Annotated in this window: 23 protein-coding genes and 4 tRNA genes; 25 read left to right on the forward strand and 2 right to left on the reverse strand. The window is 49.7% G+C overall.

Annotated features, from left to right (window positions below; translation table 11 throughout):
- Complete coding sequence (locus ACTS9Y_RS11880) at positions 1-840, reverse strand: 23S rRNA (adenine(2030)-N(6))-methyltransferase RlmJ (RefSeq protein ID WP_442586140.1); 840 nt, start codon at positions 838-840, stop codon at positions 1-3.
- A 109-nt stretch (positions 841-949) separates the two neighbouring features.
- Between ACTS9Y_RS11880 and ACTS9Y_RS11885 the strand changes: the two genes are divergently transcribed.
- From ACTS9Y_RS11885 to ACTS9Y_RS11925, 9 genes are all read left to right on the forward strand, one after another.
- Positions 950-1,666 (forward strand): cation diffusion facilitator family transporter, encoded by a 717-nt coding sequence (locus ACTS9Y_RS11885; RefSeq protein ID WP_442586141.1) that lies wholly within the window; start codon positions 950-952, stop codon positions 1,664-1,666.
- A 33-nt stretch (positions 1,667-1,699) separates the two neighbouring features.
- The gene (locus ACTS9Y_RS11890; RefSeq protein ID WP_442586142.1) at positions 1,700-1,879 is read left to right on the forward strand and encodes a tautomerase family protein; all 180 of its coding nucleotides are present in this window, start codon (positions 1,700-1,702) and stop codon (positions 1,877-1,879) included.
- Positions 1,880-1,931: 52 nt separating this feature from the next.
- Complete coding sequence (uvrC, locus tag ACTS9Y_RS11895) at positions 1,932-3,731, forward strand: excinuclease ABC subunit UvrC (RefSeq protein ID WP_442586143.1); 1,800 nt, start codon at positions 1,932-1,934, stop codon at positions 3,729-3,731.
- Between the two features lie 49 nt (positions 3,732-3,780).
- Positions 3,781-4,362, forward strand: a complete 582-nt coding sequence (gene pgsA, locus ACTS9Y_RS11900; protein ID WP_442586144.1) for a CDP-diacylglycerol--glycerol-3-phosphate 3-phosphatidyltransferase — start codon at positions 3,781-3,783, stop codon at positions 4,360-4,362.
- Between the two features lie 107 nt (positions 4,363-4,469).
- Positions 4,470-4,545, forward strand: a tRNA-Gly gene (locus tag ACTS9Y_RS11905).
- A 61-nt stretch (positions 4,546-4,606) separates the two neighbouring features.
- A tRNA-Cys gene (locus tag ACTS9Y_RS11910) sits at positions 4,607-4,680 on the forward strand.
- Positions 4,681-4,685: 5 nt separating this feature from the next.
- Positions 4,686-4,761, forward strand: a tRNA-Gly gene (locus ACTS9Y_RS11915).
- Between the two features lie 77 nt (positions 4,762-4,838).
- Positions 4,839-4,923 (forward strand) — tRNA-Leu (locus ACTS9Y_RS11920).
- Positions 4,924-5,222: 299 nt separating this feature from the next.
- Positions 5,223-5,738, forward strand: a complete 516-nt coding sequence (locus tag ACTS9Y_RS11925; RefSeq protein WP_442586145.1) for a hypothetical protein — start codon at positions 5,223-5,225, stop codon at positions 5,736-5,738.
- 68 nt (positions 5,739-5,806) lie between these two features.
- On the opposite strand, the gene ACTS9Y_RS11930 is transcribed toward ACTS9Y_RS11925, so the two are convergent.
- Positions 5,807-6,037, reverse strand: a complete 231-nt coding sequence (locus tag ACTS9Y_RS11930; RefSeq protein WP_442586146.1) for a hypothetical protein — start codon at positions 6,035-6,037, stop codon at positions 5,807-5,809.
- 292 nt (positions 6,038-6,329) lie between these two features.
- On the opposite strand from ACTS9Y_RS11930, the gene ACTS9Y_RS11935 reads away from it, so the two are divergent.
- The 16 genes from ACTS9Y_RS11935 to ACTS9Y_RS12010 all read left to right on the forward strand — a co-directional run bounded on the left by ACTS9Y_RS11935 (position 6,330) and on the right by ACTS9Y_RS12010 (position 26,063).
- Positions 6,330-6,716 carry a hypothetical protein gene (locus ACTS9Y_RS11935; protein WP_442586147.1) on the forward strand — a complete coding sequence of 129 codons (387 nt, stop codon included), beginning with the start codon at positions 6,330-6,332 and terminating at the stop codon, positions 6,714-6,716.
- A 504-nt stretch (positions 6,717-7,220) separates the two neighbouring features.
- Positions 7,221-8,198, forward strand: coding sequence for a YihY/virulence factor BrkB family protein (locus ACTS9Y_RS11940; protein WP_442586148.1), 978 nt, complete (start codon positions 7,221-7,223; stop codon positions 8,196-8,198).
- Positions 8,199-8,404: 206 nt separating this feature from the next.
- Positions 8,405-8,653: a helix-turn-helix domain-containing protein gene (locus tag ACTS9Y_RS11945; protein ID WP_442586149.1), complete on the forward strand. Its 249-nt coding sequence runs from the start codon at positions 8,405-8,407 to the stop codon at positions 8,651-8,653.
- A gap of 298 nt (positions 8,654-8,951) precedes the next feature.
- Positions 8,952-15,743, forward strand: a complete 6,792-nt coding sequence (locus ACTS9Y_RS11950) for an O-linked N-acetylglucosamine transferase family protein (protein WP_442586150.1) — start codon at positions 8,952-8,954, stop codon at positions 15,741-15,743.
- Entirely contained in the window at positions 15,718-16,650 is a 933-nt protein-coding gene (locus ACTS9Y_RS11955; protein WP_442586151.1) for a GNAT family N-acetyltransferase, read from the forward strand. The genes ACTS9Y_RS11950 and ACTS9Y_RS11955 overlap by 26 nt, the downstream gene beginning before the upstream one ends.
- On the forward strand, positions 16,647-17,402 hold the full coding sequence (locus tag ACTS9Y_RS11960) for a class I SAM-dependent methyltransferase (protein ID WP_442586152.1): 756 nt from the start codon (positions 16,647-16,649) through the stop codon (positions 17,400-17,402). Before ACTS9Y_RS11955 ends, ACTS9Y_RS11960 begins: the two co-directional genes overlap by 4 nt.
- 1 nt (position 17,403) lies before the next feature.
- A complete protein-coding gene (locus ACTS9Y_RS11965) occupies positions 17,404-18,816 on the forward strand; it encodes an NAD(P)-binding protein (RefSeq protein WP_442586153.1) in 1,413 nt (470 codons plus the stop codon).
- A gap of 245 nt (positions 18,817-19,061) precedes the next feature.
- The gene (locus ACTS9Y_RS11970; protein WP_442586154.1) at positions 19,062-19,475 is read left to right on the forward strand and encodes a sugar 3,4-ketoisomerase; all 414 of its coding nucleotides are present in this window, start codon (positions 19,062-19,064) and stop codon (positions 19,473-19,475) included.
- On the forward strand, positions 19,472-20,566 hold the full coding sequence (locus ACTS9Y_RS11975) for a DegT/DnrJ/EryC1/StrS family aminotransferase (RefSeq protein ID WP_442586155.1): 1,095 nt from the start codon (positions 19,472-19,474) through the stop codon (positions 20,564-20,566). The genes ACTS9Y_RS11970 and ACTS9Y_RS11975 overlap by 4 nt, the downstream gene beginning before the upstream one ends.
- A 290-nt stretch (positions 20,567-20,856) precedes the next feature.
- The gene (locus tag ACTS9Y_RS11980) at positions 20,857-21,654 is read left to right on the forward strand and encodes a flagellin N-terminal helical domain-containing protein (RefSeq protein WP_442586156.1); all 798 of its coding nucleotides are present in this window, start codon (positions 20,857-20,859) and stop codon (positions 21,652-21,654) included.
- A gap of 70 nt (positions 21,655-21,724) precedes the next feature.
- Positions 21,725-22,066: a flagellar protein FlaG gene (locus ACTS9Y_RS11985; RefSeq protein WP_442586947.1), complete on the forward strand. Its 342-nt coding sequence runs from the start codon at positions 21,725-21,727 to the stop codon at positions 22,064-22,066.
- 33 nt (positions 22,067-22,099) lie between these two features.
- The gene (gene fliD / locus ACTS9Y_RS11990) at positions 22,100-23,773 is read left to right on the forward strand and encodes a flagellar filament capping protein FliD (RefSeq protein WP_442586157.1); all 1,674 of its coding nucleotides are present in this window, start codon (positions 22,100-22,102) and stop codon (positions 23,771-23,773) included.
- 32 nt (positions 23,774-23,805) lie between these two features.
- Positions 23,806-24,306 (forward strand): flagellar export chaperone FliS, encoded by a 501-nt coding sequence (gene fliS / locus ACTS9Y_RS11995; protein WP_442586158.1) that lies wholly within the window; start codon positions 23,806-23,808, stop codon positions 24,304-24,306.
- Positions 24,307-24,310: 4 nt separating this feature from the next.
- Complete coding sequence (locus ACTS9Y_RS12000) at positions 24,311-24,643, forward strand: flagellar protein FliT (RefSeq protein WP_442586159.1); 333 nt, start codon at positions 24,311-24,313, stop codon at positions 24,641-24,643.
- A gap of 57 nt (positions 24,644-24,700) precedes the next feature.
- Positions 24,701-25,786 carry a flagellar hook-length control protein FliK gene (gene fliK, locus ACTS9Y_RS12005; protein ID WP_442586160.1) on the forward strand — a complete coding sequence of 362 codons (1,086 nt, stop codon included), beginning with the start codon at positions 24,701-24,703 and terminating at the stop codon, positions 25,784-25,786.
- On the forward strand, positions 25,773-26,063 hold the full coding sequence (locus tag ACTS9Y_RS12010) for an EscU/YscU/HrcU family type III secretion system export apparatus switch protein (protein ID WP_442586948.1): 291 nt from the start codon (positions 25,773-25,775) through the stop codon (positions 26,061-26,063). The genes fliK and ACTS9Y_RS12010 overlap by 14 nt, the downstream gene beginning before the upstream one ends.
- Positions 26,064-26,074: the final 11 nt, after the last annotated feature.

Below are 26,074 nucleotides of genomic sequence, written 5' to 3' on the forward strand. Positions count from 1 at the left end.
TTAGCGTTGCTGGCCTTCACACCATGCACGCGCATGCGCGTCTTGCGCCAGGGTCTGCGCCAGCCAGGTGAGGTGAGGTTCAATGGCTTGCCTTAACGTCCATGGCGGATTGATCACCCACATACCACTGCCATGCATGCCAAAGCCGTCTGCACTCGCTTGCTGTACATCCAGGCAGATATGCAAATAATCCGTATTCAGGCTGCGCAATTTATCCAGCATTTGTTGTGGTTCCGGCCGCTGTGATCGCGGATACCAGATCAGATAGGTGCCAGTGGCAAAGCGCTTCAGGCTATCTTTGATGCAATCCACCACGCGCATGTAGTCGTCTTTCACCTCATAGGGCGGGTCGACCAAAATCATGGCGCGTTTGCTTGGCGGCGGTAAACAGGCTTTAATACCCTCAAATCCATCTTTGGCCTGGATGGCAATCCGTCTTTTCTGAGCCCCGAATGTTTGCTCAAGTAATGCCGCATCTGCAGGATGCAGCTCAAACAAACGTAATTTGTCATCTGCCCTCAAAAAATAGTCTGCAATACAGGGCGAGCCAGGATAAGTATCCGGGCCGCTTTGGGCATGCGTCGCGGCAATGGCCTGCAGGTAGCTATCAAAGGCTTCGGGGGCGGCGGTTGCTTGCAACCTGGCAATTCCCCCTAAATACTCAGCCGTTTTATTGGCAACGGCTGTATCCAGGCGGTAAATGCCTGCACCCGCGTGAGTATCAATCGCCCAGTAGGCTTTATCTTTCTGGTTAAAGTAATCCAGCACCAGGCTATAAACCCAATGCTTGAGGACATCGGCATGATTGCCGGCGTGAAAGGCGTGGCGGTAACTTAACATGGCAAGGCTCGTGAAGACACGCCATTATAAATCACAATGCTGCGGTCACCCTCTGCATTTTTCTTGCGGACTATTGTAGAAGCAGCCCAAATTGCTTTAGCATGCAGACATGGACAAATCGCATACCAAACACACTGATACACACGATTGCTGTGGTTCAGGACATCATGCGCATGATGAAAAACACGCTCACACGCATGATGATCATGCACATAGTGACCACGCTCATGGCAACCCGTTTTTAATTCCTTTTCTAGCCATCACATTGTTTGCGGTGGTCGAATTTGCAGGCGGCATCTGGACGCAATCGCTGGCACTGTTGAGTGATGCCTGGCATATGCTGTTTGATGTGCTGGCTTTGGGCTTAGCCATGTGGGCTGCGCACCACGCCCGCAAAAGCCCAAGGCCTAGCCGATTGGAGTTGCGTGTTTCTATGGTAAATGCTGTATCCATGCTAGTGGTTGCGGTGTGGATCATCATCGAGGCCGTAGAGCGATTCAAAAATCCCGTACCTGTAGCAGGTGGCTACGTCAGTATCATTGCCGTTTTGGGCCTGTTGGTGAATATTTTTGTTGCCAAACATATGCATCACCAGCATGAACACCAGGGCGGCGACGCCAGCTTGAACCACAGGGCGGCTTTTTTACATGTGCTTGGCGACCTGTTAGGTTCAGTCACTGCTGTTGTGGCAGGGGTTGTGATTTATTTTACCGGCTGGGTGACGATAGACCCGATCTTGTCTATCGTGATCTCAGTATTATTATTTGCCGTTACCCTTAATTTAATCAAGGACATACGACGCGGTACGATTAATCACTCACATTAGCCATCACCGACATTAATCTGAAGGAGAAACATCATGCCTTACGTGAATATCAAACTCGCAGGTTCAGTGACTAAAGAACAGAAAAAACAAATCGCCAAGGAAATCACCGAAACCTTGACCAAACATGCCCAGAAACCTGCCAACTACACCTATATCGTGTTTGAAGAGGTGGCGTATGAAGATTGGGCGATTGGTGGCGAATTGCTGGGTTGACGCCCTCAAAGCTGAGCCTTCAAACCTAGGCACATGCGTGTAAAATACACGCATGTTTGATTCCAAGCCCATCCTCAAAAACCTACCCAATTTGCCAGGGGTTTACCGCATGCTGAATGCGGAAAGCACGGTGATTTATGTAGGTAAAGCCAAAGACCTGAAGAAACGGGTTTCAAGCTACTTTAATAAAAACCTGAATAGCCCGCGCACCAAAATGATGGTGTCGCAGATCATGGGCATAGAAACCACAGTGACGCGCTCTGAAGCCGAGGCCTTGCTGCTGGAAAATAACATGATCAAAGGGTTGATGCCGCGCTACAACGTGTTGTTTCGCGATGATAAATCCTACCCTTATATCAGCCTGACTGGCGACGCATTCCCCAGGCTGGCGTTTCATAGAGGCACACAGCGCAAAGGTCACCAGTATTTCGGACCTTTCCCCAATACCCTGGCGGTGCGTGAAAGTATCCAGTTATTGCAAAAGGTGTTTAAGTTACGCACCTGTGAAAATACGGTGTTTGCCAATCGCTCACGCCCATGCCTGCAATACCAGATCGCGCGTTGCACAGCGCCTTGCGTAGACCTGATCTCTGAAGAAAATTACGCACAGGATGTGCGGCATGCCGCGATGTTTTTATTGGGTAAAACCAATGAAGTGATCGATGCCATCGGTGATGAAATGAACCGGGCCGCTGAGGATATGGAGTATGAGCACGCAGCGATTTTACGTGACCGCATGCAGGCTTTGCGACAGGTGCAGGCCAAGCAGTTTGTGAGTGACTTTAGCGTTAGCGATGCGGATGTCATCGCCTGTGCCGCAACAGAAGGGCAGCACTGCATTAACCTGGTCATGATTCGCGGCGGACGCCATCTGGGGGATAAAAGCTTTTTCCCCAAAAACAGCCAGGATGCTGAGCTGACGGAAACCATGGAAGCATTTCTCACGCAATATTACATCTCGCAAAACACGCCGCCATTGCTGGTGTGCGGGGCTGAAGTAGATAAAGAAGAGTTTGAGGAAGTGCTGAGTGACCAGGCTGGCCGCAAAATTCGTGTGCTGACCAATGCCATCGGCGATAAAAAAGTCTGGCTTAAAATGGCACAAACCAATGCCGAGCTGGCCTTGCAGCAACGCATGGCCACTTCCGCTAACCAGCATGCACGCCTGGTCGCCTTGCGGGAAGCATTGCACCTGACAGAAGGCACTGAGCGCATCGAATGTTTCGATATCAGCCACACCATGGGCGAGGCGACTGTAGGCAGCTGTGTGGTGTTTGACCGCGGCGATATGCAAAACAGCGAATACCGGCGCTACAACATCACCGGCATCACGCCAGGCGATGATTATGCAGCCATGCGCGATGTATTGACCAGGCGCTACCGCAAAGTCGCGGCAGGAGAGGGCAAACGCCCGGACCTGGTATTTATTGATGGTGGCAAAGGCCAGTTAGGCGTCGCCATCGAAGTAATGCAGGAAGTAGGCCTGGACGATATCCTGCTGGTCGGCATCGCCAAAGGCGAAGAGCGCAGGCCTGGACTGGAAACCATGATCTTTTCTGATACCGGTGAAATGCTGAATCTGCCGACGGATAATATCGGCCTGCATCTGCTGCAACAAATTCGTGACGAAGCACACCGGTTCGCCATTACCGGCCACCGCGCCAAGCGTGCCAAGGCGCGTATTACCTCCAGTCTTGAGGAGATCGAAGGTGTCGGTGCCAAGCGGCGCAAAGCCCTGCTCATGCGTTTTGGTGGCCTGGATGGGATAAAAAGTGCTAGCATAGATGAAATTGCCCAAGTGGAAGGCATTAGTCTGGCCTTGGCGCAAAGCATTTACGAGCGCCTGCATTAAAATTTAAAGCGACGTACTTACCCGCGACATACATCAGAAACAGATATCTATGTGGACTATCCCCAACCTGCTCACCTTGCTGCGTATCGCCATGATTCCGGTGTTCGTCGGCATGTTCTACCTGCCAGCCAATGCCGTTTCAGCCCAAGGGCTGCCCGCCCACTGGGTGAATCTCGCAGCCTCCGCAGTATTCATGCTGGCCGCCTTTACCGATTGGCTGGATGGCTACTGGGCGCGCAAATATCATCAAATGTCCAAATTTGGCGCTTTCCTAGACCCGGTAGCCGATAAATTAATGGTGGCGGCAGCGCTCATCGTGCTGGTAGAACTTAATCGGGTAGGGGCTGTGGTCGCCTTGATCATCATAGGCCGTGAAATCGCCATCAGCGCCTTGCGTGAGTGGATGGCCAGCATCGGTAAAAGTGCCAATGTCGCCGTCGCTGTAGTGGGTAAAGTAAAAACCGCCGCACAAATGTTGGCCATTACTTTATTGCTGTGGTACGACCCGCTATTCGGATTAAACATTCAATGGCTAGGGGAATGGCTGATCGTCATCGCTGCATTATTGACCCTGATTTCCATGGGGTATTACCTGCGCGCAGCCTGGCCTGCCATTCGCGAAACGCTGTAAAAAAGCATTCCTGGGAAAAGTCAGGTTTTTTCATAAATCTTCCTTGACACAGGGTCAAAAATCATTAAAATGCCAGCTTCCTTACGACGCATGGCGCAAGGAAATACGCGGGAATAGCTCAGTTGGTAGAGCGCAACCTTGCCAAGGTTGAGGTCGCGAGTTCGAGACTCGTTTCCCGCTCCAAATTCAGGGGAAAGCACAGCTTTCCCTTTTTAACATAAGATGTTTTTATGTTGTTGGTTCTGGCGCGATAGCAAAGCGGTTATGCCGCGGCCTGCAAAGCCGTTTAGGCCGGTTCGACTCCGGCTCGCGCCTCCAGATATGCGGGAATAGCTCAGTTGGTAGAGCGCAACCTTGCCAAGGTTGAGGTCGCGAGTTCGAGACTCGTTTCCCGCTCCAAATTTCTAGCAAGCACGTCACCCAAGGGTTTGCAAAACCTTTCAAGGTGGTAAAATACGCAGCTTGTCAGACCTACCGCCCGGATGGTGAAACTGGTAGACACAAGGGACTTAAAATCCCTCGCCGCAAGGTGTGCCGGTTCGATTCCGGCTCCGGGCACCACATCATTAATACTTTAAAACCAGCTAGTCAGCTGGTTTTTTTGTGCCTAAATGCTTCATCCGCCTTCACCGCATATCTCTATCGTTCAGTTTGCCTGTGTCTAGTTGCGCGACGGTTGGTCATCCATATCTGCGGGAACCAATAAGCCAAAAGACTTTTGCAGTGAATGAGGGCCTGGATGACGTGTTATTTCCGTGCTGCAAAACGGTATAAGAGAATTTAAGGCAGTGAGGGCAGGTGTTTGGTGTTTGCAATCGGGTGACAAAAGGAGCGGACTAGGTTTATGCTATTGAAAATACATGCACCAAGGCGCACGTCCATTCGAAAGAAAAACATTTAAGCATATGATGAAACCTCTAATTTTGGCACTGACTTTCCTGATCTACTCCTGTGTAGCGAGTGCAGAAAAAAATACGTGGTTCTACAAATCATCCAAACTCCTATTGTTTAAAGAGTTGAATACTTGTCATGATTACAGGAACGCCGGGAATATTCCTGCGTTTAAAGACTGTGTGACCTCTAAATTGAATGCCTATGATCTGATCAAGCAAAAGATGGATGATCCAGCCACCAGTCCCTTGATAGGCGAATCGGTTTGTGTGGACAAGATCAGGGCTGGTTTTGAATATGGCGCGCGTTGTATGACTGCGGCTGCTGAGATTTGCAAGCAGGACAGTGCGGGAAATATCGCCAATGCGCTTGGATGCTTGCGTACTTTCTCGGCCCCCAACTGGCAAACTAATCCTTCAGCGATGAAACTGGATTTTACCAAGCCAATCAGGAACGAAGACGAGATGAGAAAGTATGTGCAGTAGCGCTAGTGTGTGAACTGAATTGATGGTGTTAATGAAATCACTGTATCTGTGAGCTTAAAAATCCCTGTTCAAGGAATATACACTTCTGGATAAAACTCTGAATCAATATCTTCTTCCTCACCTACCGCTGCGGGGGGGATGATGTCTGGGTCTAAAGCATGCGAATGGATGGATTTGGCTTTTTTGCTGGTTTTGGCAGTCAGCTTTCGATTTGAACGGGGTGACTGACTAGAGGTTGATTCCGATTGATTATCATCTAAATGATCATTGCAATTTTTTTCATGGTGATTCAAAGTCATTAAGCGCTCCTTTCACTTTTTAATCACAGTCAACGGATAACCAACTAAATAAATTAAAGTGGTTTACATTGAATTTCTATACATACATGTCTGATAACCGTGTAGGAATTATCTTACGGGAATTTATTCATCAATGCATGGCTCAAACCCTGAGCAATATGTTGAAAATAGATGGGTCATGATTGATGAGTAAATGGTCAGTCTATTTAGATTCCCCAGCCAAATCGCTACCAGCCACCTTTGTGATGACAGCAGGTTCCTTGCTATGATGAGGGCATAAACAGGAGTACTCATGAAATACTTTTTAGTTCTGCTCATCGCCATTGGTTTGCCTGCCTGCATCAGCACACCAGAGGTCAAAAACCGTGAGGTTTCGCCTGTTCAAAGTTATCACTTTGAGGGAGATGATACATCTACCAAAATTACCGGGTTGCTGGAAAAGTATGGGAATGACTGGGCTTATCATGGGGCGTTTTTGACAGTACAAATTGGCAGCGAAAAGGTGATCGTCAGGAAGCCAGTCGACAGGTACAATTTTTCTGGTGAAATTGGCGGCGGTACTTACCGCGACAAAAAGGTCAGTGCTTCATGCGTAGGCTACGCGGTTACCGATCGCTGGACGGATGTGCGTTGTACGGTCTTTGTTGGAAATGAACAAACAGTGACACTTACTTTTTAAGGCCTTTAGCTCACTTAAAAAATTGTCAGCCTATACCCCGAAGCTAATCAGTCTGAGACATCAGTGTTGAAGACAAACACAAGCTTGTTGGCAAAAATGCAGTCAGCGTTCAAATAACAAATGAAATATGCGATTGAGTCGCCCGATCAAATATCCTCAAACTCACCCTGATTTTAAATACGTTCAATAAAACCCTCTACGTCAGTCATTTCTGACAACAGAATGCGCTTATTGCTTATGCCGGAGGCGTATTGAAATCGCTATCCTGAATTTGCTGGTTCACATGAGTTTGTCTCATGTTGAGCGCGGCATCAAACGGCGCCATATAGGCACCGTTTCTGTTTTCATGGCAGGTGTGTTGCATGTGTCCGGAATAAGCCACGCCGTTGTTTGATGTTTTAGAGGCAGCTTTTTCTCCTGCGACCTCGTGACTGATGGCAGCAGGCTTTTTTTGACTTAACTATCAACTCACTAAATAACAAAAGCGAACATACAGAGATGACAATGAAAGACATTTGGGTACTGATTAAAAGCGCATTCACGGCCTGGAGTGATGATTATGCGCAAAGCATGGGGGCAGCGCTGGCCTATTACACCATGTTTTCGATTGCGCCATTATTGCTGATAGTGATTTCCATCACCGGCATTATTTTTGGCCAGGAGGCTGCTAGAGGCGAGATTTTCGGGCAGCTGAATAACCTGATGGGCGAGCAGGGCGCAATGGCAGTGCAAACCCTGCTTGAAAGCACCAGTCAGCCAACGGAGGGAATCGCTGCAACAATCATTGGCGTTGTGTTGCTAGTGGTTGGGGCGACCACGGTATTTGGTGAGTTGCAGAATTCACTGGACCGCATCTGGAAAGCGCCTGCCATGGTCACCAGCGGCATGTGGAACCTGGTCAGGGTCAGGCTGCTATCCTTTGGCATGATCATGGGCATAGGCTTTCTGCTGATGGTGTCACTGGTGTTCAGCGCGGGTTTATCTGCCATGAGTAAGTGGTGGTCGCCGGTGCTGGGTGGCTGGATTGTAGTGGCCGGTATTTTTAATTTTATTTTTAGTTTTTTATTGACCACCGGCATGTTCGCCATGATTTACAAGATCATGCCGCGCGTGAACATACGCTGGAGCGAGGTATGGATAGGCGCTACGCTGACGGCGGCCTTGTTTACAGTAGGCAAGTGGCTGATCGGTATATATATCGGTAAAAGCGCGATTTCAAGCGGCTATGGAGCGGCCGGTTCATTGTTGGCGTTGTTGATCTGGATCTATTACTCCGCACAGATATTCCTGATGGGGGCTGAGTTTACCTGGGCGTATTCGCATATTTTTGGCTCACGCAAACATAAGGAAACGCCACCTGAATTGACAAGTGCGTTAACCGAAAATGGTGCCAAAGCGCTGGCGCCAGATAGTGAAGTTGCCAAAACTGCACGCGCTAAAAAAGCCAAATCAATTCGAAGACAGCCTGCCAAGCCAAGTTAGTTGCTGTTTGAATATAGAGTCACACATGATTAAATATTTCTTTTTGTCATTTTAATATTATATAAACTTGTATAATGTAGGAATGTTATCCGGTTTCAATGCTTTTTCTAAGTGTGGTTGATCTTTATCAACCAAAGAGTGGTCCAGGAAAAGTATGCTGAAAGTGCCGGCTAATGTGTTCTGAGTATTAAAGTGAAAGAAGTTGTGTGATTTACGTTGAATTAAAATCAGTGATCCTCAAAAAACAATTGGCGTGGGGTAGAACCATTACCATCACAGAAATAGCGGATGCTAGCGGTATTAGCCGCATGACTTTGCACCGTATGCTCAAAGATCAGAGTTACAACGCCAGTACTGATCACCTCAATAAGCTGTGTGCTTACCTGCAATGCGAGTTATATGACCTTGTGCGCTGGGAGCCTGATCTCCCCAACTTGCAGGAATATGTAGCTTAAGTAGTGCTCTACTTTTGATTCGCTAATAGCTCGCTTTACTCATCCGCAAGTACGTTTGCAAAAAACGCATTGTTTACGGCGTTTTTTCCATAAGCTTTAATCTGGCACTGCCAAGCAATAAAATCTGCTGACGCAAGATTTTTCGTCACTTTGAGGCCAGGCAAAGGCTGGTAGGGCATTCCAGCCAAGATGACCAGTTTGAAACACTTAAGTTGACTGGCTTTTCCCGCTTTTTTTCGGCAATCTATATCGACGCAAACTCACAATAATAAGAGAAATTTTTTGGAATTTCTTTTTTATGCGTCTGTCGCCCGATGTCTTGCCGTCTGCTCACTCCCTGGAAAGGGATTGCAGCTATTGGATGCAACAGCTGGTCGAGGCCTGGAAACAGGGCGACTGGCCTAAGTGCCTGACCTTGGCCCAGACGATCACAACTGATTTTCCTGAGGAAGGCCTGGCCTGGAAGTTATTGGGCAGCCTGTACCAGCAACAAGATCAATTAAACGCAGCAGTAGAGGCTTTTTCCCAAGCAGGCAAGCTGCTGAAAAAAGATGCCGAGGTGTTTTATAACCTCGCCAATGTGCATGCGCAGTTGCAGGAGCATCCGCAAGCCATCAAACATTACCGCCAAACGCTTAAGCTAAGCCCGGCTTTTAGTCGTGCCTATGCCAACTGGGCGAGTGTGCTTAAAAAAATCGGCCAGTTGAAAGAGGCTGAAAAGCTGCTGCGGCGTGGCCTGAATCTTCACCAGCAGGATGGTCGTGTCAACTTTGAACTGGCCACCTTGCTGCATGAAGCCGACAAGCCACTGGAAGCGATCCAGTATTACCGCGAAGCGGCCGCGATCGAGCCAGGCAATCCCATCATCTTTTTTAATATGGCAGCCGCGCTTGAGCTGTTAGGCAATGAAAGCGAAGCCATTCAGGCTTATGAAACCGCGATTGCGCACCAGCCTGACTATGTCGAGGCTTACAGCCATTTGGGTGCGCTCTACCTCAAAAAAGCCAATGTTGAGGAAGCCGAACAATGGTTACTCGCCGGATACGCAGTCAATGCAAAAGAATTATCTATTTTAAAAAATCTGACCAAGTTGTACCGCGTCACGCAACGCACACGCGAGTATCAACAGTATGTTGACCAGGTCATGCAGTTGCAGGACTTTAATGCCGTGCAACTGAATAATGTTGCGGCTGAGTTGCTGAACCAGAACCTGTTCGGAGAGGCTGAACGCTATTGCAAAAAGGCCCTAGAACAGGATCCGGGTAATCCCTATATCTACGGCAACCTCGGGCTGATTGAACATGCACGTTCGGCGTTTGACAAAGCCTGCCTCAGCTTTGAGCGGGCGCTGGAATTATTGCCGGACTCAGAAGCGATACTGAGCAATTACAGCATCAGTTTACGCTTGCTGGGTCGCTATCCGGAGGCGATTGCCAGCCTGGAAAAGGCTATCGTCCTTAAACCAGACTATCTGTCGGCTTATATCAACCTGAGCAGTATTTACCTGGATTTAGGTAAAGCAGAACTGGCGATAGAAACGCTGGAAAAAGTACTGGCACAAGACCCTGAACACAGCATGGCGTTAAGAAACCTGTTGTTTTCAGACAGCTATGTGAATTACCTGACTGAAGCAAAACATGCTGACTATGTCGCCAGGCTAGGGCAGTTAATGATGCAGGATAAAACACCATTCCAGGCATGGAACATTCACAACAATGACCAGCGTTTGCGCATAGGTATAGTCTCGGCAGACCTGAGACGTCACCCGGTTGGCTATTTTATTGAAAACTGGTTAAAGCATTTCCATCCCGGGCAACTGGAAGTGTATGGCTATTCTACCGATGGCCGTGAAGATGTACTGACGCACGAACTTAAAGGCTATTGCAACGAATGGCGCTCTCTGGCTGGCTTGACCGATGAGCAGGCTGCACGCCTGATCCACAGTGATGGCATTCATGTATTACTGGATTTATCCGGACTGACCGGCGGCACGCGCTTGCCGGTATTCGCCTGGAAACCGGCACCGGTGCAGGCGGCCTGGTTGGGTTATTGGGGCACCACTGGCTTGCCGGTGATGGATTACGTGATTGCTGACCCTATCACTGCCAACGCGCAGGTGGCACAACGCTTTACCGAACAAATGGCCTATCTGCCACACACCCGGTTGTGCTTTACGCCACCGCCGTTCGAGATTGGCGTGAATGCTTTGCCGGCAGCACAATCTGGCGTGGTGACTTTTGGCTGCTATCAAAACTACACCAAGGTGACCGATGCGGTATTAACGCTTTGGGGACGCATTTTTGCAGCGCAACCAGGTGCCCGATTACGCTGGCAGTGCAAGACATTCAATGACGCCGCTGCCAAGGCAGAAACCGTCGAAAGATTAGCTAAGGTTGGTATCAGCGCCGAACGTTGCGAGTTACTGGGCATGGTCACGCGTGAGGCTTACCTGAAAAGCCATCATGAAGTGGATATGATCCTGGATACCTTTCCTTTCAGTGGCGGTACCACTACTTGCGAAGCCTTATGGATGGGCGTGCCGACAGTGACATTGCCGGGTGATACCTTGATAGGCCGCCAGGGCGCGAGCATGCTGACATGCGCAGGCCTGGGTAACTGGGTAGCAGCAAGCACGGACGATTATGTAGATAAAGCAGTAGCTTTCGCCAGTGATTTGCCGGCATTGGCAGCCACGCGCTCAGGCTTGCGTGCGCAAGTTTTGCAATCACCATTGATGGATGCCGCACAGTTCGCACAAGATTTTGAAACACTGCTGTTCAGCCTGTGGCAACAGGTCAAATCTGGCCTGGGTGAACATCAGCTCTTGGCGAAAGCGCCCGTGCAATCCGTATTTAGCGGTGAACAACCAGTATGGGTGGTCAGTGCCACACGCATGACTGAAGAAGCCTTCTGGCGTGATGCGGCACTGGGCAAATCTCTAAAACGCCATATGCGCCAGGATGCACGGCTGGTGGCCAGCATCGCTTGTGAAAACACACGCGGCTTGTCCGAGATTTTTAATGACGCCATTGCTGCAGCACCCGAAGATGCCTTACTGGTATTTATCCATGATGATGTCTGGATCGATGAGAATACCTTTGTACAGACAATCTCTGAGGGCCTGCGACATTACGACGTGATAGGCGTGGCTGGCAATGCGCGCATCCAGCCTGGTCAAACCGGCTGGTGCTTTGTGGATACGCAATTCACCTGGGATGACACGGCTTATTTGCGCGGCGCGGTCGGCCATGGTCAACATGCCTTTGGTCCGGCTTCCGCTTATGGCGAGCCTGCTGGCGCCACCCAGTTAATGGATGGCGTATTCCTGGCTGCTTACAAGCAGCGGTTGGTTGAATCGCAGGTACGTTTTGATACGCAGTTTGACTTTCACTTTTATGACCTGGATTTTTGCCGTACTGCCACCAGTGCCGGATTACAGCTGGGGGTTTGGCCACTGCGCATGACCCACCAGAGCGGCGGTGCGTTTGGTACCCAGCGCTGGCGTGATAAATACCAGCAATACGCGCAAAAGTGGGAACCCGCGCAGCAGATGCCTTCGACAGCGCTGGAGGCTTCAATTGCCGAGGTGTTTGATCTGGCCGCGGAGCAACAGCAACAGGGACAGCATGAAGCAGCGCGTGCCTTGTACCAGGAAATCTTGCAGATATATCCGCAGCATGCTTTGTCAATACATAACCTGGGCCTGATCGCCTGGCATGCACAGCAAGACGCGCAAGCGATTGCTCTGTTTGAACAGGCGCATGCGCTGGCACCAGAGCAATGGTCATTGCTGTGCAATTACCTGAATGCTTTACACAGCTCAGGCAACCCCCAATTCGAGCCCGTGTTGACACAGGCCTTAGAGCGCGGCCATCACACGCCAGCGCTGCAAGCATTGTTGAATTCATGGGGCTTGGCAGAGCAGGCGAGTGGTGTTGCAACCTTGGAAGCTGAAGAAGCCGCCTTACTGGCATTGTTCGCACAAGCGAAATACACAGAGATGCAACAACGCCTGGACAGCCTGCTGCAATTGCATCCGGACTGGTTGAACGGCTGGAAAATGCTGAGTGACGTACGCATGTTGCTGAAAGAGGATGCACGCGAGCCAGCCAGGCGCGCCCTGGCGCTCAATGCGGCCGACCCGGTGGAGCATTGCTATTACGGCCTGGTGCTGAAGGCGCAGGGTGATTTGAATGCGGCCGTGTTAGCTTTTGAACAGGCGATTGCGCTAAAACCGGATTATGCGGCTGCTTATAACAATTTAGGCATTGTGCTCAAAGACCTGGGCGCAGTGGATCAAGCCATAGGCCACTTCAAACAAGCACTGACAATACAGCCTAATGATGCCGGTTGTTTCAGCAATCTGCTGTTTTGCATGAGCCATGCGCAAGGCATGCCACCCGCAGAATTGTTACAAGCGCACCAGGCGTATGCGGAATTGTATGAAGCCCCGTTAAAAGCGCAATGGCTGCCACATGGCAACAACCGCGACCTGGATAGGCCTTTGAGAGTAGGGTTTGTGTCGGCTGATCTCAGGGCGCATTCTATTCCACATTTTCTCAAGCCATTATTGTTAGGCTTGGCCAGCGACCAGCAGTTGGAATTGTATGCTTATTACAACCATCCATTGAGCGACGAAGTCACCGCAAAAATGCGTGAATACTTTGCTAACTGGAAAGACGTGACCGAGCTATCTGATGCATCGCTGGCTGAGACCATCCGTCACGATGCGATTGATATCCTGATTGATTTGTCTGGCCATACCTCAGGTAACCGCCTGCTGACATTCGCCAGAAAACCTGCGCCTGTACAAATCAGCTGGCTGGGCTATATGAACACCACTGGCCTGAGCGCCATGGATTATTACCTGACAGACCAGGCATTGACGCCTATGGGCGAATTTGATGCCCAATTCACTGAAAAACTGGTCCAGCTGCCTGTCAATGCGCCATTTATGCCAGACGCAAGTATGTCTGACGTTGAGGCATTGCCAGCATTGCACAATGGCTATATCACCTTTGGCTGCTTTAACCGCCCGAATAAAATCACGCAGGCCACTGTGCAATTGTGGGCACAACTGATGCTCGCCGTACCTGGTAGCCGAATGATCATCGGTGGTATAGCCGCTTCAGAAAATGGCAGTCACCTCGTCAGCTGGTTTGAACAGGCCGGCATTCCTAGCGACCGCCTGGAGCTGGTCGCCCGCAGTCATATGGCTGATTATTTGCTGCAATACCATCGTGTCGATATTTGCCTGGATACTTTTCCATCGAACGGGCTAACCACCACTGCGCATGCCTTATGGATGGGCGTGCCTACGCTCTGCCAGACCGGTGATCGCCTGACCAGCCGTGGTGCCATGGCATTGATGCAGCATGCAGGTTTAACACAGTGGATCGCTGCTGATGCACAAGCCTGGGTAGCACAAGGAGCGGCTTTATGCGCTGACCTTGCTGCGCTGGCAGAAGTACGTAACGGCATGCGTGACCGCCTGCAACAGTCATTGTTGTCACAGCCTGCCAAATTATCAGCCACTCTGGCTGATGCATTACGCCTGATGTGGCAACGCTGGTGTGCAGGCAATCCGCCGCAAAGCTTTGCCATGTCAATCTCGGAAACTCATGAACTACCAACAGGAGTCACTATGCGTGATAGCAGTATTGTGGACGATCAGCCAGAAGATATTTCTGGATGGGCACGCCTTGCATCACAGCATCAGGAGGCAGGGGACATTGAACAAGCCGTGGTTCTCTATCAGAAAATCCTGGAGATTGATAATCATCATGCGGAGGCGAACCATCATCTTGGGTTTATCAAAGTGCATACAGCGGGCGTAGAGCATGCTTTGCCATATCTGGAAACGGCAGTGACCTCTGCTCCGCAAAACGAGCAATACTGGGTCACTTATATTGATGCCTTTATCATGCTCGAAGACTTTACCACGGCCGAAGCCGCCATCACGCATGCATTGAAATATGCCTTGTCTGCCGATAATGCTGCCTTGCTGCGCGGTGATATTGCTGCACAAAAGCAGGCGAAAAAAGATGACGCCAGCAAAATAAAAGGTAAAGGCTTGCCGCGCATCACTACATTGGTGCCTGCTTACAGGTGCGAGTATCTGGCAGAATTGTTAATGTCATTGACTACCCAGACATACAAGCATTTCAGGGTCATTATTTCGGATGATAGTCCAGAACAAAAAGTAACGCATTTGTTATCCACTGCCGAGTTTTTACCCCTGGTGCAAGCGCTTGATATCCAGGTTGTGCAGGGGCCACGAAAAGGTACTATGACCAACATCGTTCACTTGTTTGCACAATGCGATGATGAACATGATTTGATACACGTCTTGTTTGATGATGATTTGGTTTATCCGCGCTTTTACGAGAAACATGTACAGGCGCATCTGGAAGAAAATGTCGGCGTTTCTGTCAGCTACCGCTGGTTCTGCAACGAAAAAGGGCAGCCGTATGCGGTGACTCCCGTGCCTGATTTTGTCAATGCAAGCCAGTCAGCCAACGTTTCGCTGGATGCAGACCAGTTGTTTGGCTCAACGATTCCGCATTGCAATAACTGGTTAGGCGAGTTCTCAAATGCAGTATTTACATTAGACGCGGTTAAATTATATGGCCGCTACCGGATGGCGGATGTGCCTTATTATGGCTTAGGCGATATTGGGGTTTTCCTGGAAATTGCGTTGAACCAGAAAGTGATCCTGGTCAAAGAGTATCTGGGGGCTTTCCGTCAACACGGTAACCAGCATAGCGTTCAGGGTGACTCACGTGTGTTCAAGTGTGGCGTTGTTGCCTGGGTGGCATTGGCGCTAGGTGCTTGCAAACTGGGCAAGCTCTCAGTTGAAGGGTTGCAGAGTGTCGTTGACAGGATACAGAAGGTGCTGGTCAGCCGTTACGCTCATGTCAGTGATATGCAGGACTTGATTGCCGTATTTGCATCCCAGCGTGTCACCAGCGCGTCATTTGAGCAGGATTTCCTGGCGGCATGGGAAACATTAATGGCTTTTGATGACTGGACTAGCGCACAACTATTACAAGGATATAGCACAGATGCAATGTCTCCCATATCAGCCTGAACAGGCCGCAGAATGGAATGTGTTTCTGGCGCAAAGCCGTAACGGCACATTCTTATTCAACCGTGATTACATGGATTATCACGCGGATCGTTTCCAGGATGCTTCTGTTTGTGTCAAAAAAGACGAGCAGCTGATTGCCATCCTCCCTGCCAGCCTGGATGGCGACACGATTATCAGCCATGGCGGCCTGACGTTTGGTGGCCTTGTACTAGGCAACAAAGCAGGTGCTGCCGAAGTGCTGGAGATATTTACGCAATTACGCGCGTATTGGGCGGCCAATGGTATCCGTAAATTGATTTACAAGCCTGTGCCACACATTTATCACACGGCGCCAAGTGAAGAGGATTTATATGCGCTGCATCGATTACAAGCCAAAACCGTACGCGTCGATGTGTCTACCACCATAGATCAAACCAACCGTCTGCCAGTATCCAAAATGCGCAAACGTCTGCAAGGCAAAGCGCTCAAGGCAGGCGTAGTCATCAAAAAAAGTGAGGATTACGCTGCATGCTGGGAGATGCTGACTGCCAATCTGGCAGATCGCCATGGTGTAAAACCTACCCATACCTTGTCAGAGATCACCTTGTTAGCCAGTCGCTGTCCTGAAATCGCATTGTATATGGCCTATCTGGATGACAAGCCGGTAGCCGGGGTCGTGGTATATGCTTACAGCCAGGTCGCGCATACGCAATATATTGCATTGACAGATGCCGCGCGTGAGACTGGTGCGCTGGACCTGTTGCTGGAAACCCTGGTGAGTGAAATATATAGTGATAAGCCTTATTTCAATTTTGGCATATCTACTTATGACAGTGGCAGAGAATTGAATGCAGGCCTTTGCGCACAAAAAGAAATGTTCGGTGGCCGGACGACAATGATGCAATGGTTGGAAATGGAGTGTGTATGAGTGCTGTAAACCGCCAACAGGCAATCGCTGAATATGAACAAGCTTACACCGAAAGTAATTTTGAGGTGGTACAGGCGAGTTATCGCAAAAAAATGCTGCTGGAGCTACTAGATAGCGTGAAGCCCAAACGCGTGCTTGAGATCGGGTGTGGCTGGGATACCATCGCCAATCACTGGTCCGGGTTTGAACAATTAACGATTGTAGAGCCCGGCGCACAGTTTGCTGCCAAAGCACGGCAGGATGTTGCAGCGCTTACCGGTGCCAGTATGGTGGAAGCCTTTGTCGAGGAGGCTGCCGAGACGCTTCAAACACACTCTTATGACTTGATATTACTGAGTGGTTTGTTGCATGAGGTGCCTGATCCTGCTTTGCTGATGCAAAGTACCAGGTCATTGTGCGGGCCAGACACGCTGGTGCATGTTAATGTGCCAAATGCAAAGTCCATGCATCGATTGCTGGCCCTGGAAATGGGCTTGATCGAGAGTGTCTATACGCAGTCCGATCTGCAAAAATCCCTCAATCAACCGCGCATCTTTGATCTGGATCAGTTGGAAAGTCTGGTCACTGGCATAGGCTTCAAAGTGGTTGATCGCGGATCACTTTTTATGAAGCTGTTTACGCATGCGCAGATGATGTCTCTGGTGAATGAAGGCAAGATCACCGCACAAATGCTGGATGGCCTGTGGGCATTGACTAAACACTTTCCGGAAAATGGGTCCGAAATCTACGTGAATCTCAAACGTGAGGATTAAGATGAGTACGCATGACACTGTGATTGTAGGCAACGCGCTGGCGGGTATGGTCGCCGCGCTGGAATTAGCCAATCAGGGTAAACCAGTCACGCTGGTCAACCCCGGTGGCCCTTTGGGTGGCTACTTTGCCGGGTTTGAGATCGATGGCGTGATGTTTGATGCAGGGCTAGTGGTACTTGAACTGAATGGTTACCTGGATCAGGTGAATCAATTATCCACCTATGACCCTCACACGCGGAATGACGTTGGCCGTTTTTTGAACATTGTCCATGCGTGGGCATTGCAATATACGCCATTGCATCAGTGCGATATGCCCAAAATGTGGTTACAGAATCAAGCCTATGATGATGTGATGTTAAGCAACAGCTACCACACGTTCAGCCAACTGCCATTTGCAAAAGAAAGCATCAGTGAGCTGCAAGATATCTCAGTAGCGCCAGATATCCATGCACGCCAAAAAGCCAGTGGTCATGCTTACCACACACTGGATTTTCTCACGGCTTCGCTGGCCAACCACGGCAAAAGTATGCATGAGCACATCATCGCGCCTTATCTCACCAAAGCGCTGGGCGTGACTGCGGATCAGGTGCTGGCACGTTATCACCGTATCGCCTGGTTACCATTGTTTTACCCGGAAACACTACTCAGTAGTTTTCAGGGGCAGCCGGTGTCATTGCCACCTACGCTATTGCATTACCCTGTAAGCGGTGGCGTTGCTGGCATGGTCAAGCAGGTCAGGCAGCAGCTATTGGCACATCCTAATATCACTTACCTGCAACAGCCGATACAGTCTGTAGAAAAAACTGCAGATGGCTGGCAGATAAAGTTGCCTGACAGTGTATTAAAGACTGATAAATTAGTTTGGACGGGTGCACCGGCAGCGTTGTTAAAGGCCTCAGGTAAACAGCCCGCGACGGTGCAGGAGATCAAAGCGTCGATTGCGATATTGTTCTTGCGTCTGAAAAAAGAAGATGTCAGGAAAACCTATACATTGCTGCATGTGCTGGACATGGATAAATGTGCTTATCGCATCACTAACCAGACCGCATGTGCTGATGATGCAAATGATGACATGAATATCGTGGTCGAGTTTAATCAGGCGTACTTCAAGCAGTTATATGGCGAGTCTCCAGAGGATGAGAAGATTGTAGCCGTGTTACTGGCTGAGCTGGTGGCCATGGGCATGGTGACGGCAGAGAGCAAACCATTGCTGGCCGCGGTGAAGTCTGTGCCTGGTGGCTTTCTGGTGCCAGATGCCAAGGCCAGAGATGCCTGGGACCATGATCACCAGGCGGTGTCTGCCTTGCACCCGGGGATTGAGTTGTTAGCCATGTCCAGCGGGTTTTTTGTCACCTCGTTAAATGATCAGATCATTCAAGGGTTGCATTACGCAGAAACCCGCTTAAACACCTGAAATATCTTTAAACACCTCGTATGCCCGCTAAAAATACGTTTAGCGGCAGCGCTATGAGGTATTAAAGGCATCACTGGAAAATCAGTGCCTATGGTTCGCCATGCAGGTGATATCTCCGCGCTGCAAACCCTCACGCTAAAAGAAGCAAGTGTTTTATAGGCTTGTTAGCAAAATTAAAAACACATTGCTACCCTTATAGTGTCAGACATCGTATTCAAGATGTTTGTGACATTACAGGTGAATCTATGCCATTAGCAGACTGCCGCATTATTGAGCTTCCCAAGATCCATGATCCGCATGGCAATTTAACGTTTGTGCAGAATGACGACACGCTGCCATTCACCATGCAGCGCGTCTACTATGTTTATGATGTACCGGGCGGCGCGGAACGTGGCGGCCATGCACATAAAAACCTGCATCAGTTTATTGTCGCCATGTCCGGTAGTTTTGATATCACCCTGGACGACGGCAAAGATAAAAAGACATTTCACCTGGCACGTTCCTACTATGGCTTATATGTGTGTCCTATGATCTGGCGGGAAATCGATAATTTCTCTTCAGGCTCGGTCCTCATGTGTCTGGCCTCTGAAAAATATAGCGAAGCAGACTACCACCGTAGTTACGATGATTTTATGCGTGCAAGATGGGCCAATGCATGATTCCATTTCTGGACCTGAAAGCTGCTTATGACGCGCTTGGCGCGGAGCTGGATGAAGCGGTATTACGTGCTGCCCGCTCAGGCTGGTATGTCGGCGGGCCGGAGGTTGAGCGGTTTGAGCAAGCTTTTGCGCGTTATACGCAATCACAATATTGTGTCGGTGTTGGTAATGGGCTGGATGCATTAACGCTGGCTTTACGAGCGCTTGAAGTGGGCGAGGGCGATGAGGTCATCGTCCCTTCCAATACCTTTATCGCGACTTGGCTGGCCGTCAGTGCCGTTGGCGCCACCCCTATTCCGGTGGAACCGTCATTCGGTAGCAGTGTGATAGATGCGGAGGCGATTGCAGAAAAGCTGTCTCCGCGCACAAAAGTCATCATGCCAGTACATCTGCATGGCATACCTGCGGATATGCATGCGATTTGTGCTTTGGCCAGGAAGCATGGATTGTTTGTGGTTGAAGACGCCGCGCAAGCACATGGCGCCGAAGTGCGGCAGCAGCGCATAGGCGCGCATGGTGATGTGGTTGCCTGGAGTTTTTACCCGGGCAAGAACCTTGGTGCACTTGGTGATGGCGGGGCCGTGACCACGAATGACGCGGAATTGGCTAAACGTATCCGCCGATTAGGCAATTATGGCTCTTCAGTCAAATATTACAACGAGGTGCTTGGCGTGAACAGTCGCCTGGACCCTATCCAGGCAGCAGTATTATCTGTCAAGTTAACGCATCTGGATGAATGGAACCAGCGCCGCCGGCAAATCGCACAGCATTATATGCATGCATTATCCGGTTTGCCTTTGCGATTACCGCAAGCGCCGGATTGGGCGACTCCCGTCTGGCATTTGTTTGTGGTGGCAACAGAGCAGCGTGATGCGCTGCAGAGTGCTTTGCAGGCCCAGGGTATCCAGACATTGATTCATTATCCGGTGCCACCGCACCAGCAACAGGCTTATTCAAACTCTGTGGGCATGCATCTGCCACAAGCAGAGAATGATGCCAGGCAAGTATTAAGTTTACCGATTGGTCCACAGTTGGCACAGTCGGATGTAGAGCGTGTGGTTGACGCTATACACAGGTTTTATAAGGGCTAGCCGCGGTTGTTACAGTAGTAATAGCTTTAGCGATGTGATTACTTCTAATTATTTGAGAAAGAGATATTAAAGTTTCCAGTCAGTGTGTCGTAAATAGTTTCAAGTGCTTGATTGATTAGAAAAAAGAAATTTAAACGCAACATTAAAGAAATTTCTGGTCTGGTCGATAACACAAATAACAACGATGAATTTGCAAATTGAAAACTGGTAGTAAGCAAATCAAAGTTGAGGAAACAGTAATACGACGATTTGACACTTAACTGGATATACGACTCTCAAGGAGAAATAACATGGCTGCAGTAATTAACACAAACATTGCATCTTTAAACGCACAACGTAACCTGAGCACTTCTCAGTCAAGCATGAATCAATCGATTCAACGTTTGTCTTCAGGTCTGCGTATCAACAGTTCTAAAGATGACGCCGCTGGCTTGGCAATTGCAACACGTATGGATGCTCAAGTGCGTGGTATGGATGTTGCGATTCGTAACTCTAACGACGCGATTTCTTTCCTGCAAACTGCTGAAGGTGGTTTGTCTAAAGGGACAGATGCACTGCAACGTATGCGTGAATTGGCTGTGCAGGCAGCTAACGGTACTTACAGTTCTGGTGACCGTGCAAACCTGGATACTGAATATAAACAACTGACAGAAGAGTTGGATCGCTTGAAAACTGCGACTAAGTTTAACGGCGAAGCTGCATTGGGCAAAGGTTATCAGTTCCAGGTTGGTGCTGACGCTACCGACACCATCAGCGTAAGCTCAGTCGATGCTGTAAGTATGAGTGGCTCTCTATCAGATGCTGCTGCTGCAACTGCTGCAATTTCAGCGATTGATGATGCACTGACTACAGTGAACACCAGCCGTGCGACATTGGGTGCTTACCAAAACCGTTTTGAATCTGTGATCAGCAACTTGCAGATTTCGTCTGAGAACATGTCTGCTGCCAAGTCTCGTATCATGGATGCTGACTTTGCTTCAGAAACAGCGAAAATGACACGTGCACAGATTCTGCAACAAGCAGGTACAGCGATGTTGGCTCAAGCTAACCAGCTGCCTAACCAAGTGATGTCACTGTTAAGAGGTTAATTCCCCAACCAGTTGAATCATATCCACAGAGATCCGTCTCTGTGGATTTAGGTTAAGCAGAAGGAGCAATATCATGAGTCAATCTATAGATGGAATAGGCGGACGTCCGGTGAACGGACTAGCTTCTGTAAATAGTCTTAAGTTGGTGAAGTATGGTAATGGTGAGCAAAAAGCTGCTGAGGTATTAGACAAGGCAACTTTGACAGGGGCAGTCAACAAGCTGAATGAGTATGTTGCACCTGCATTGCAAACCATAGAGTTTTCGATTGATGATGAGTCTGATCGCATCATCGTGAAGGTGGTGGATACTGAAACACAAAAAGTATTGCGCCAGATCCCGAACGAAGAAGTACTTGCGATTAGTAAAACCCTGGATAAATTGCGTGGTCTGGTGATCAGGCAGGCAGTTTAGGGCAACTGTTTTAAAGTGTCTGGAGATTAAAAGATGGCTTCAATTACATCAACAACCGGTGCATCCGGACTGGCAATTGACTCGATAGTCACCGGGTTGATGACGCTTGAGCAACAGCCCATCACTCAAGTCAAGAAACAAGTCACCTCATACAATACCAAACTCACCGCTTACGGCACGTTGAAAAGCGGTTTAAGTACTTTTCAGGCCGCGGTTGATAAACTGGCAACAGCTGCCAAATTCACCTCTCAATCTGCCAAGTTGTCTGACAGTAGCAGCCTTGCGGCCACTGCTGATGGCACTGCGGCAAGCGGCAGCTACAGCATTGCAGTCACCCAGCTTGCCACCTCACAGAAACTTGCCACCTCAGCCTATGCCAGTGCCACCGATATCATCGGCACCGGTACACTGAATATTTCTTTCGGCACTTATACTGCGAGCCCGGCCAGTTTTACTGCCAATGCTGACAAGGATGCGCTGAGTATCACCATAGACAGTACCAACAATACGCTGTCCGGGATTCGTGATGCCATCAATGCCAAAAACGCGTCAGTATCGGCTTCGATTGTGAATGACGGTACTGGTAATCGCCTGGTGATCACTTCAAAAGACACCGGCGCGGTCAACAGCCTGAAGATCGATGTCACCGATACCGATGGTAATAGCACGGATGGGACTGGGTTATCTGCGCTGGCCTATGATCCATTAAGTACTGTAGGCGCAGGCAAAAACATGACGCAGTTGGTGGGTGCACAAAATGCGCTACTGACAGTGGATGGCCTGAGTATCAGCAAGCCAAGCAATACGCTGAATGATGTGATCCAGGGTGTGACTTTAAACCTGAAATCGATCACCAGTGTGAATACCACGCTTGAAATCGCGACAGATACTGAGGCGATACAGGCGTCGGTACAGAATTTCGTCGATGCCTACAACAAGCTGAATTCCAGCTTGCGTGACCTGACCAAGTTTGTAGAGGGTGGTTCTACCTCCAACGGGCCATTGCTCGGTGATTCAACCACACGCGACATCATGGTCAAGTTGAAATCCATGCTGGCACGCCCTTCAACCACGGCAACCACTTTCCGCACTTTAAGTGATATCGGGGTGAAGTCTGGTGAAAATGGTGTGTTAACCCTGGATACTGCCAAATTAACCACCGCGTTAAACACCAATTTAAATGATGTAGCCAAGCTGTTTGCACCCTCGGCGACCACTTCAGACCCGCAAGTCACTTATGTGTCTAGCTCTGGTAAAACACAATCTGGGACTTATGCGATTAACGTGAGCCAACTGGGCAGTGCTTCGCAAGATGCTGCGGGCAGCATCAACGGGGTGACAGCGTTGGGTAGTGGTGCCAGCCTGATTGGTGGCGCTGACAATGCAGCCCAGGGTCTCAAGGTGTCCATCAATGGCTCTGCAACCGGTAGTCGCGGTACCGTGACTTTTAGCAAAGGGCTGGCGGGTGAGCTTAGTAGCTTGATAGGCGGATGGCTAGATACGGAAGGATCGTTAACTGTAAAAACAGAAGGCATCCAGACTTCTATCAAGGCATTGAACAAAAAATCAACCGATTTAAGCGCTAAATTGCCAGCGATTGAGGCCAGATACCGGGCGCAATATGCAAGGCTGGATGCATTGCTTTCCAGCATGCAAAGCACCAGTTCTTTCCTCAGCCAACAAATTTCGGCATTGAATAATAGCTAACAGCATCAGGAATTAGGAATCAGGAGAATTTTATGTTTGGAATGAAACAATCAGGCATTAATGCTTATGCAAAAGTTGGCTTGGAAACAGGCGTGGTAGATGCCAGCCCGCTGAAATTGACCGTGATGTTGTATGAGGGGGCGATCACCGCTTGTATCAATGCGCAACAGGCCATGGGGCAGGGCGATATCACCAAAAAAGGCGAGTGCCTGACCAAAGCGATTTCAATCATTGATAATGGATTACGTGCCAGCCTGGACAAACGTTCCGGTGGCCAGATCGCCAGCAACCTGGATGAACTGTACTTATATATGACACGTAGCCTGATGCAGGCCAGCCTGCGTCTGGATGTCAGAAAAGTAGGTGAGATCCAGCAGTTACTGATGGATTTAAAGAGTGCATGGGAAACCGTGGAAAAATCTGGCGCGAATAAAACCGCCCCGAGCAGCGTCCCGTTTGATGCACTGGTTTCACAAAAGGCGCAGTCCATTCCTGCAATAAACACTAATCGCTTGGCTGTTGCCGGAGTATAAGATCATGTCGAAAGCACTTATTGATACCTATGAATCTTCTGCGAAAATCATGGAGCAGATGCTGATCGCCGCCCGGCAAAGTGCCTGGGAAAAAGTCACCGAGCTCGAGCAATCTTATATGCTCAAAATTGAGGTGATTAAAACCCTGGAACAAAACCTGCGCCTGCAATCTGAAACCTTGAGTGCAGAAGACCATACACGCAAGCAAAAACTGGTGCAGAAGATCCTGGCCGACGATGGCGAGATCCGTAACCTGCTGTATCCGGTCATGCACAGAATTACCGATATGATTTTTGATGCGCAATTACATGCGCGCATCCCGCCGGACGCCATATAGATGCTCCCTATCCCGCAAGTTCTCGCTAATCGTTTCGTAGCACAGGAAACAGAGGGCTTGCGTGCTGTCTCATCGATCATGCCGGTTGAAGGGGCACAATCCGAAGCGCCTTTATGGAGCCGCTTACGCCCGGGAATGCAGTTCACCGGCATGGTCCTGCAAAAAGAATCCAATGCTGGCAATGGCTCAGAATTAGCCAATTTCAAAGTCCAGGTACAGTTACCCAACCAACAACCCGCCGTGGTCCAGATGCAATTACCGGCCCACCTTGCCCAGCAACAAGCCTTGCAAATGCAATACCTGGGCCAGGCTGCCACTGGCAAAGACGCTCAAAGCGTATATCCGCAGGTGCGTTGGGGAATACAAACACAGGGCAAAGGCGCTGAACCTGCCACCAGCCTGGTGACTAGCGGATTACTCACAGATACATCACAGGCCGAGAGCCCTGATTACCTGCCTCAGCTATTAGGTGCCATGGCTGGCCAGACTGCCAGCCAGGTCGATTTAAGCAACCCGGCCCAACAATTACAGCGCTGGTTAAGTTCTCCCATGTTCCAGCAGCAAGCGGGCACCCTGCAGGCACAAGCCATCGTCAGCCATAGCCCGCAAAAACCACAGGTGTTGGCGCAGGACCTGAAACATGCCCTGGATAGCTCCGGCCTGTTTTACGAATCCCACCTCAAAGATGCGGCGCTGGGTAGCCGTCCCTGGCACCAGCTTTTGCAGGAACCGCAAAATAAACCCAATTTTATGCCACCAGAAATGGTGGCACAGCAGTTGCAGGTGCTGGAACAACAACGGTTGGCCTGGCATGGCGAAGTGTGGCCCGGGCAAAACATGCACTGGGAGATCAGCGAGCGCGAGTCATCCGCCCAGTCAGCAGACGACCCTACATTGAATGCAATACAAAGTAACCTGAAATTGCAACTCCCGCAGCTGGGTGAAGTCACAGTACGTATCACCATGGTTAACGGCCGTTTCTCAATACGTGTGCAACCTGAAGAGGTAGATGCATTCAATACCATGCAATCTAACCGTAGTGAGCTGGCCATGAATTTGCAGTCTGTCGGGCTGACCCTGGAGTCCTTGCAAATCACCAGCGAGACGCATGAAGCAGACAGGCAACAGTATGCTGCCGGATAAGCCTCTGACCCAGTCAGCCATCGCGCTGGCGTATGAAGCAGGAGACCTGGCGCCACGCGTGGTGGCAAAAGGCAACGGCCTGCTGGCCGAACGTATCATCGCGATTGCCAAAGAGCACAATGTGTATGTGCATGAGTCGCAGGCGTTATTGGGATTGTTGATGCAAGTCGAACTGGATGCGCATATTCCGCCCCAGTTATATCAGGCCATTGCCGAAATTCTGGCCTGGCTGTATCAGTTAGAGCAGGGCGTTGTGCGTGAAGCGCCGTTAGTTTAACAGGCAGCTGG

The sequence above is a fragment of the Methylophilus sp. genome (assembly GCF_052173275.1).
Lineage (GTDB): Bacteria > Pseudomonadota > Gammaproteobacteria > Burkholderiales > Methylophilaceae > Methylophilus.

Bases quoted from the DNA above. Each gene is read 5' to 3' on its own strand.
- ACTS9Y_RS11880 (WP_442586140.1), bottom strand. From the start codon at position 840: ATGTTAAGTTACCGCCACGCCTTTCACGCCGGCAATCATGCCGATGTC.
- ACTS9Y_RS11885 (WP_442586141.1), top strand. From the start codon at position 950: ATGGACAAATCGCATACCAAACACACTGATACACACGATTGCTGTGGT.
- ACTS9Y_RS11890 (WP_442586142.1), top strand. From the start codon at position 1,700: ATGCCTTACGTGAATATCAAACTCGCAGGTTCAGTGACTAAAGAACAG.
- uvrC (WP_442586143.1), top strand. From the start codon at position 1,932: ATGTTTGATTCCAAGCCCATCCTCAAAAACCTACCCAATTTGCCAGGG.
- pgsA (WP_442586144.1), top strand. From the start codon at position 3,781: ATGTGGACTATCCCCAACCTGCTCACCTTGCTGCGTATCGCCATGATT.
- ACTS9Y_RS11925 (WP_442586145.1), top strand. From the start codon at position 5,223: ATGCACCAAGGCGCACGTCCATTCGAAAGAAAAACATTTAAGCATATG.
- ACTS9Y_RS11930 (WP_442586146.1), bottom strand. From the start codon at position 6,037: ATGACTTTGAATCACCATGAAAAAAATTGCAATGATCATTTAGATGAT.
- ACTS9Y_RS11935 (WP_442586147.1), top strand. From the start codon at position 6,330: ATGAAATACTTTTTAGTTCTGCTCATCGCCATTGGTTTGCCTGCCTGC.
- ACTS9Y_RS11940 (WP_442586148.1), top strand. From the start codon at position 7,221: ATGAAAGACATTTGGGTACTGATTAAAAGCGCATTCACGGCCTGGAGT.
- ACTS9Y_RS11950 (WP_442586150.1), top strand. From the start codon at position 8,952: ATGCGTCTGTCGCCCGATGTCTTGCCGTCTGCTCACTCCCTGGAAAGG.
- ACTS9Y_RS11955 (WP_442586151.1), top strand. From the start codon at position 15,718: ATGCAATGTCTCCCATATCAGCCTGAACAGGCCGCAGAATGGAATGTG.
- ACTS9Y_RS11960 (WP_442586152.1), top strand. From the start codon at position 16,647: ATGAGTGCTGTAAACCGCCAACAGGCAATCGCTGAATATGAACAAGCT.
- ACTS9Y_RS11965 (WP_442586153.1), top strand. From the start codon at position 17,404: ATGAGTACGCATGACACTGTGATTGTAGGCAACGCGCTGGCGGGTATG.
- ACTS9Y_RS11970 (WP_442586154.1), top strand. From the start codon at position 19,062: ATGCCATTAGCAGACTGCCGCATTATTGAGCTTCCCAAGATCCATGAT.
- ACTS9Y_RS11975 (WP_442586155.1), top strand. From the start codon at position 19,472: ATGATTCCATTTCTGGACCTGAAAGCTGCTTATGACGCGCTTGGCGCG.
- ACTS9Y_RS11980 (WP_442586156.1), top strand. From the start codon at position 20,857: ATGGCTGCAGTAATTAACACAAACATTGCATCTTTAAACGCACAACGT.
- fliD (WP_442586157.1), top strand. From the start codon at position 22,100: ATGGCTTCAATTACATCAACAACCGGTGCATCCGGACTGGCAATTGAC.
- fliS (WP_442586158.1), top strand. From the start codon at position 23,806: ATGTTTGGAATGAAACAATCAGGCATTAATGCTTATGCAAAAGTTGGC.
- ACTS9Y_RS12000 (WP_442586159.1), top strand. From the start codon at position 24,311: ATGTCGAAAGCACTTATTGATACCTATGAATCTTCTGCGAAAATCATG.
- ACTS9Y_RS12010 (WP_442586948.1), top strand. From the start codon at position 25,773: ATGCTGCCGGATAAGCCTCTGACCCAGTCAGCCATCGCGCTGGCGTAT.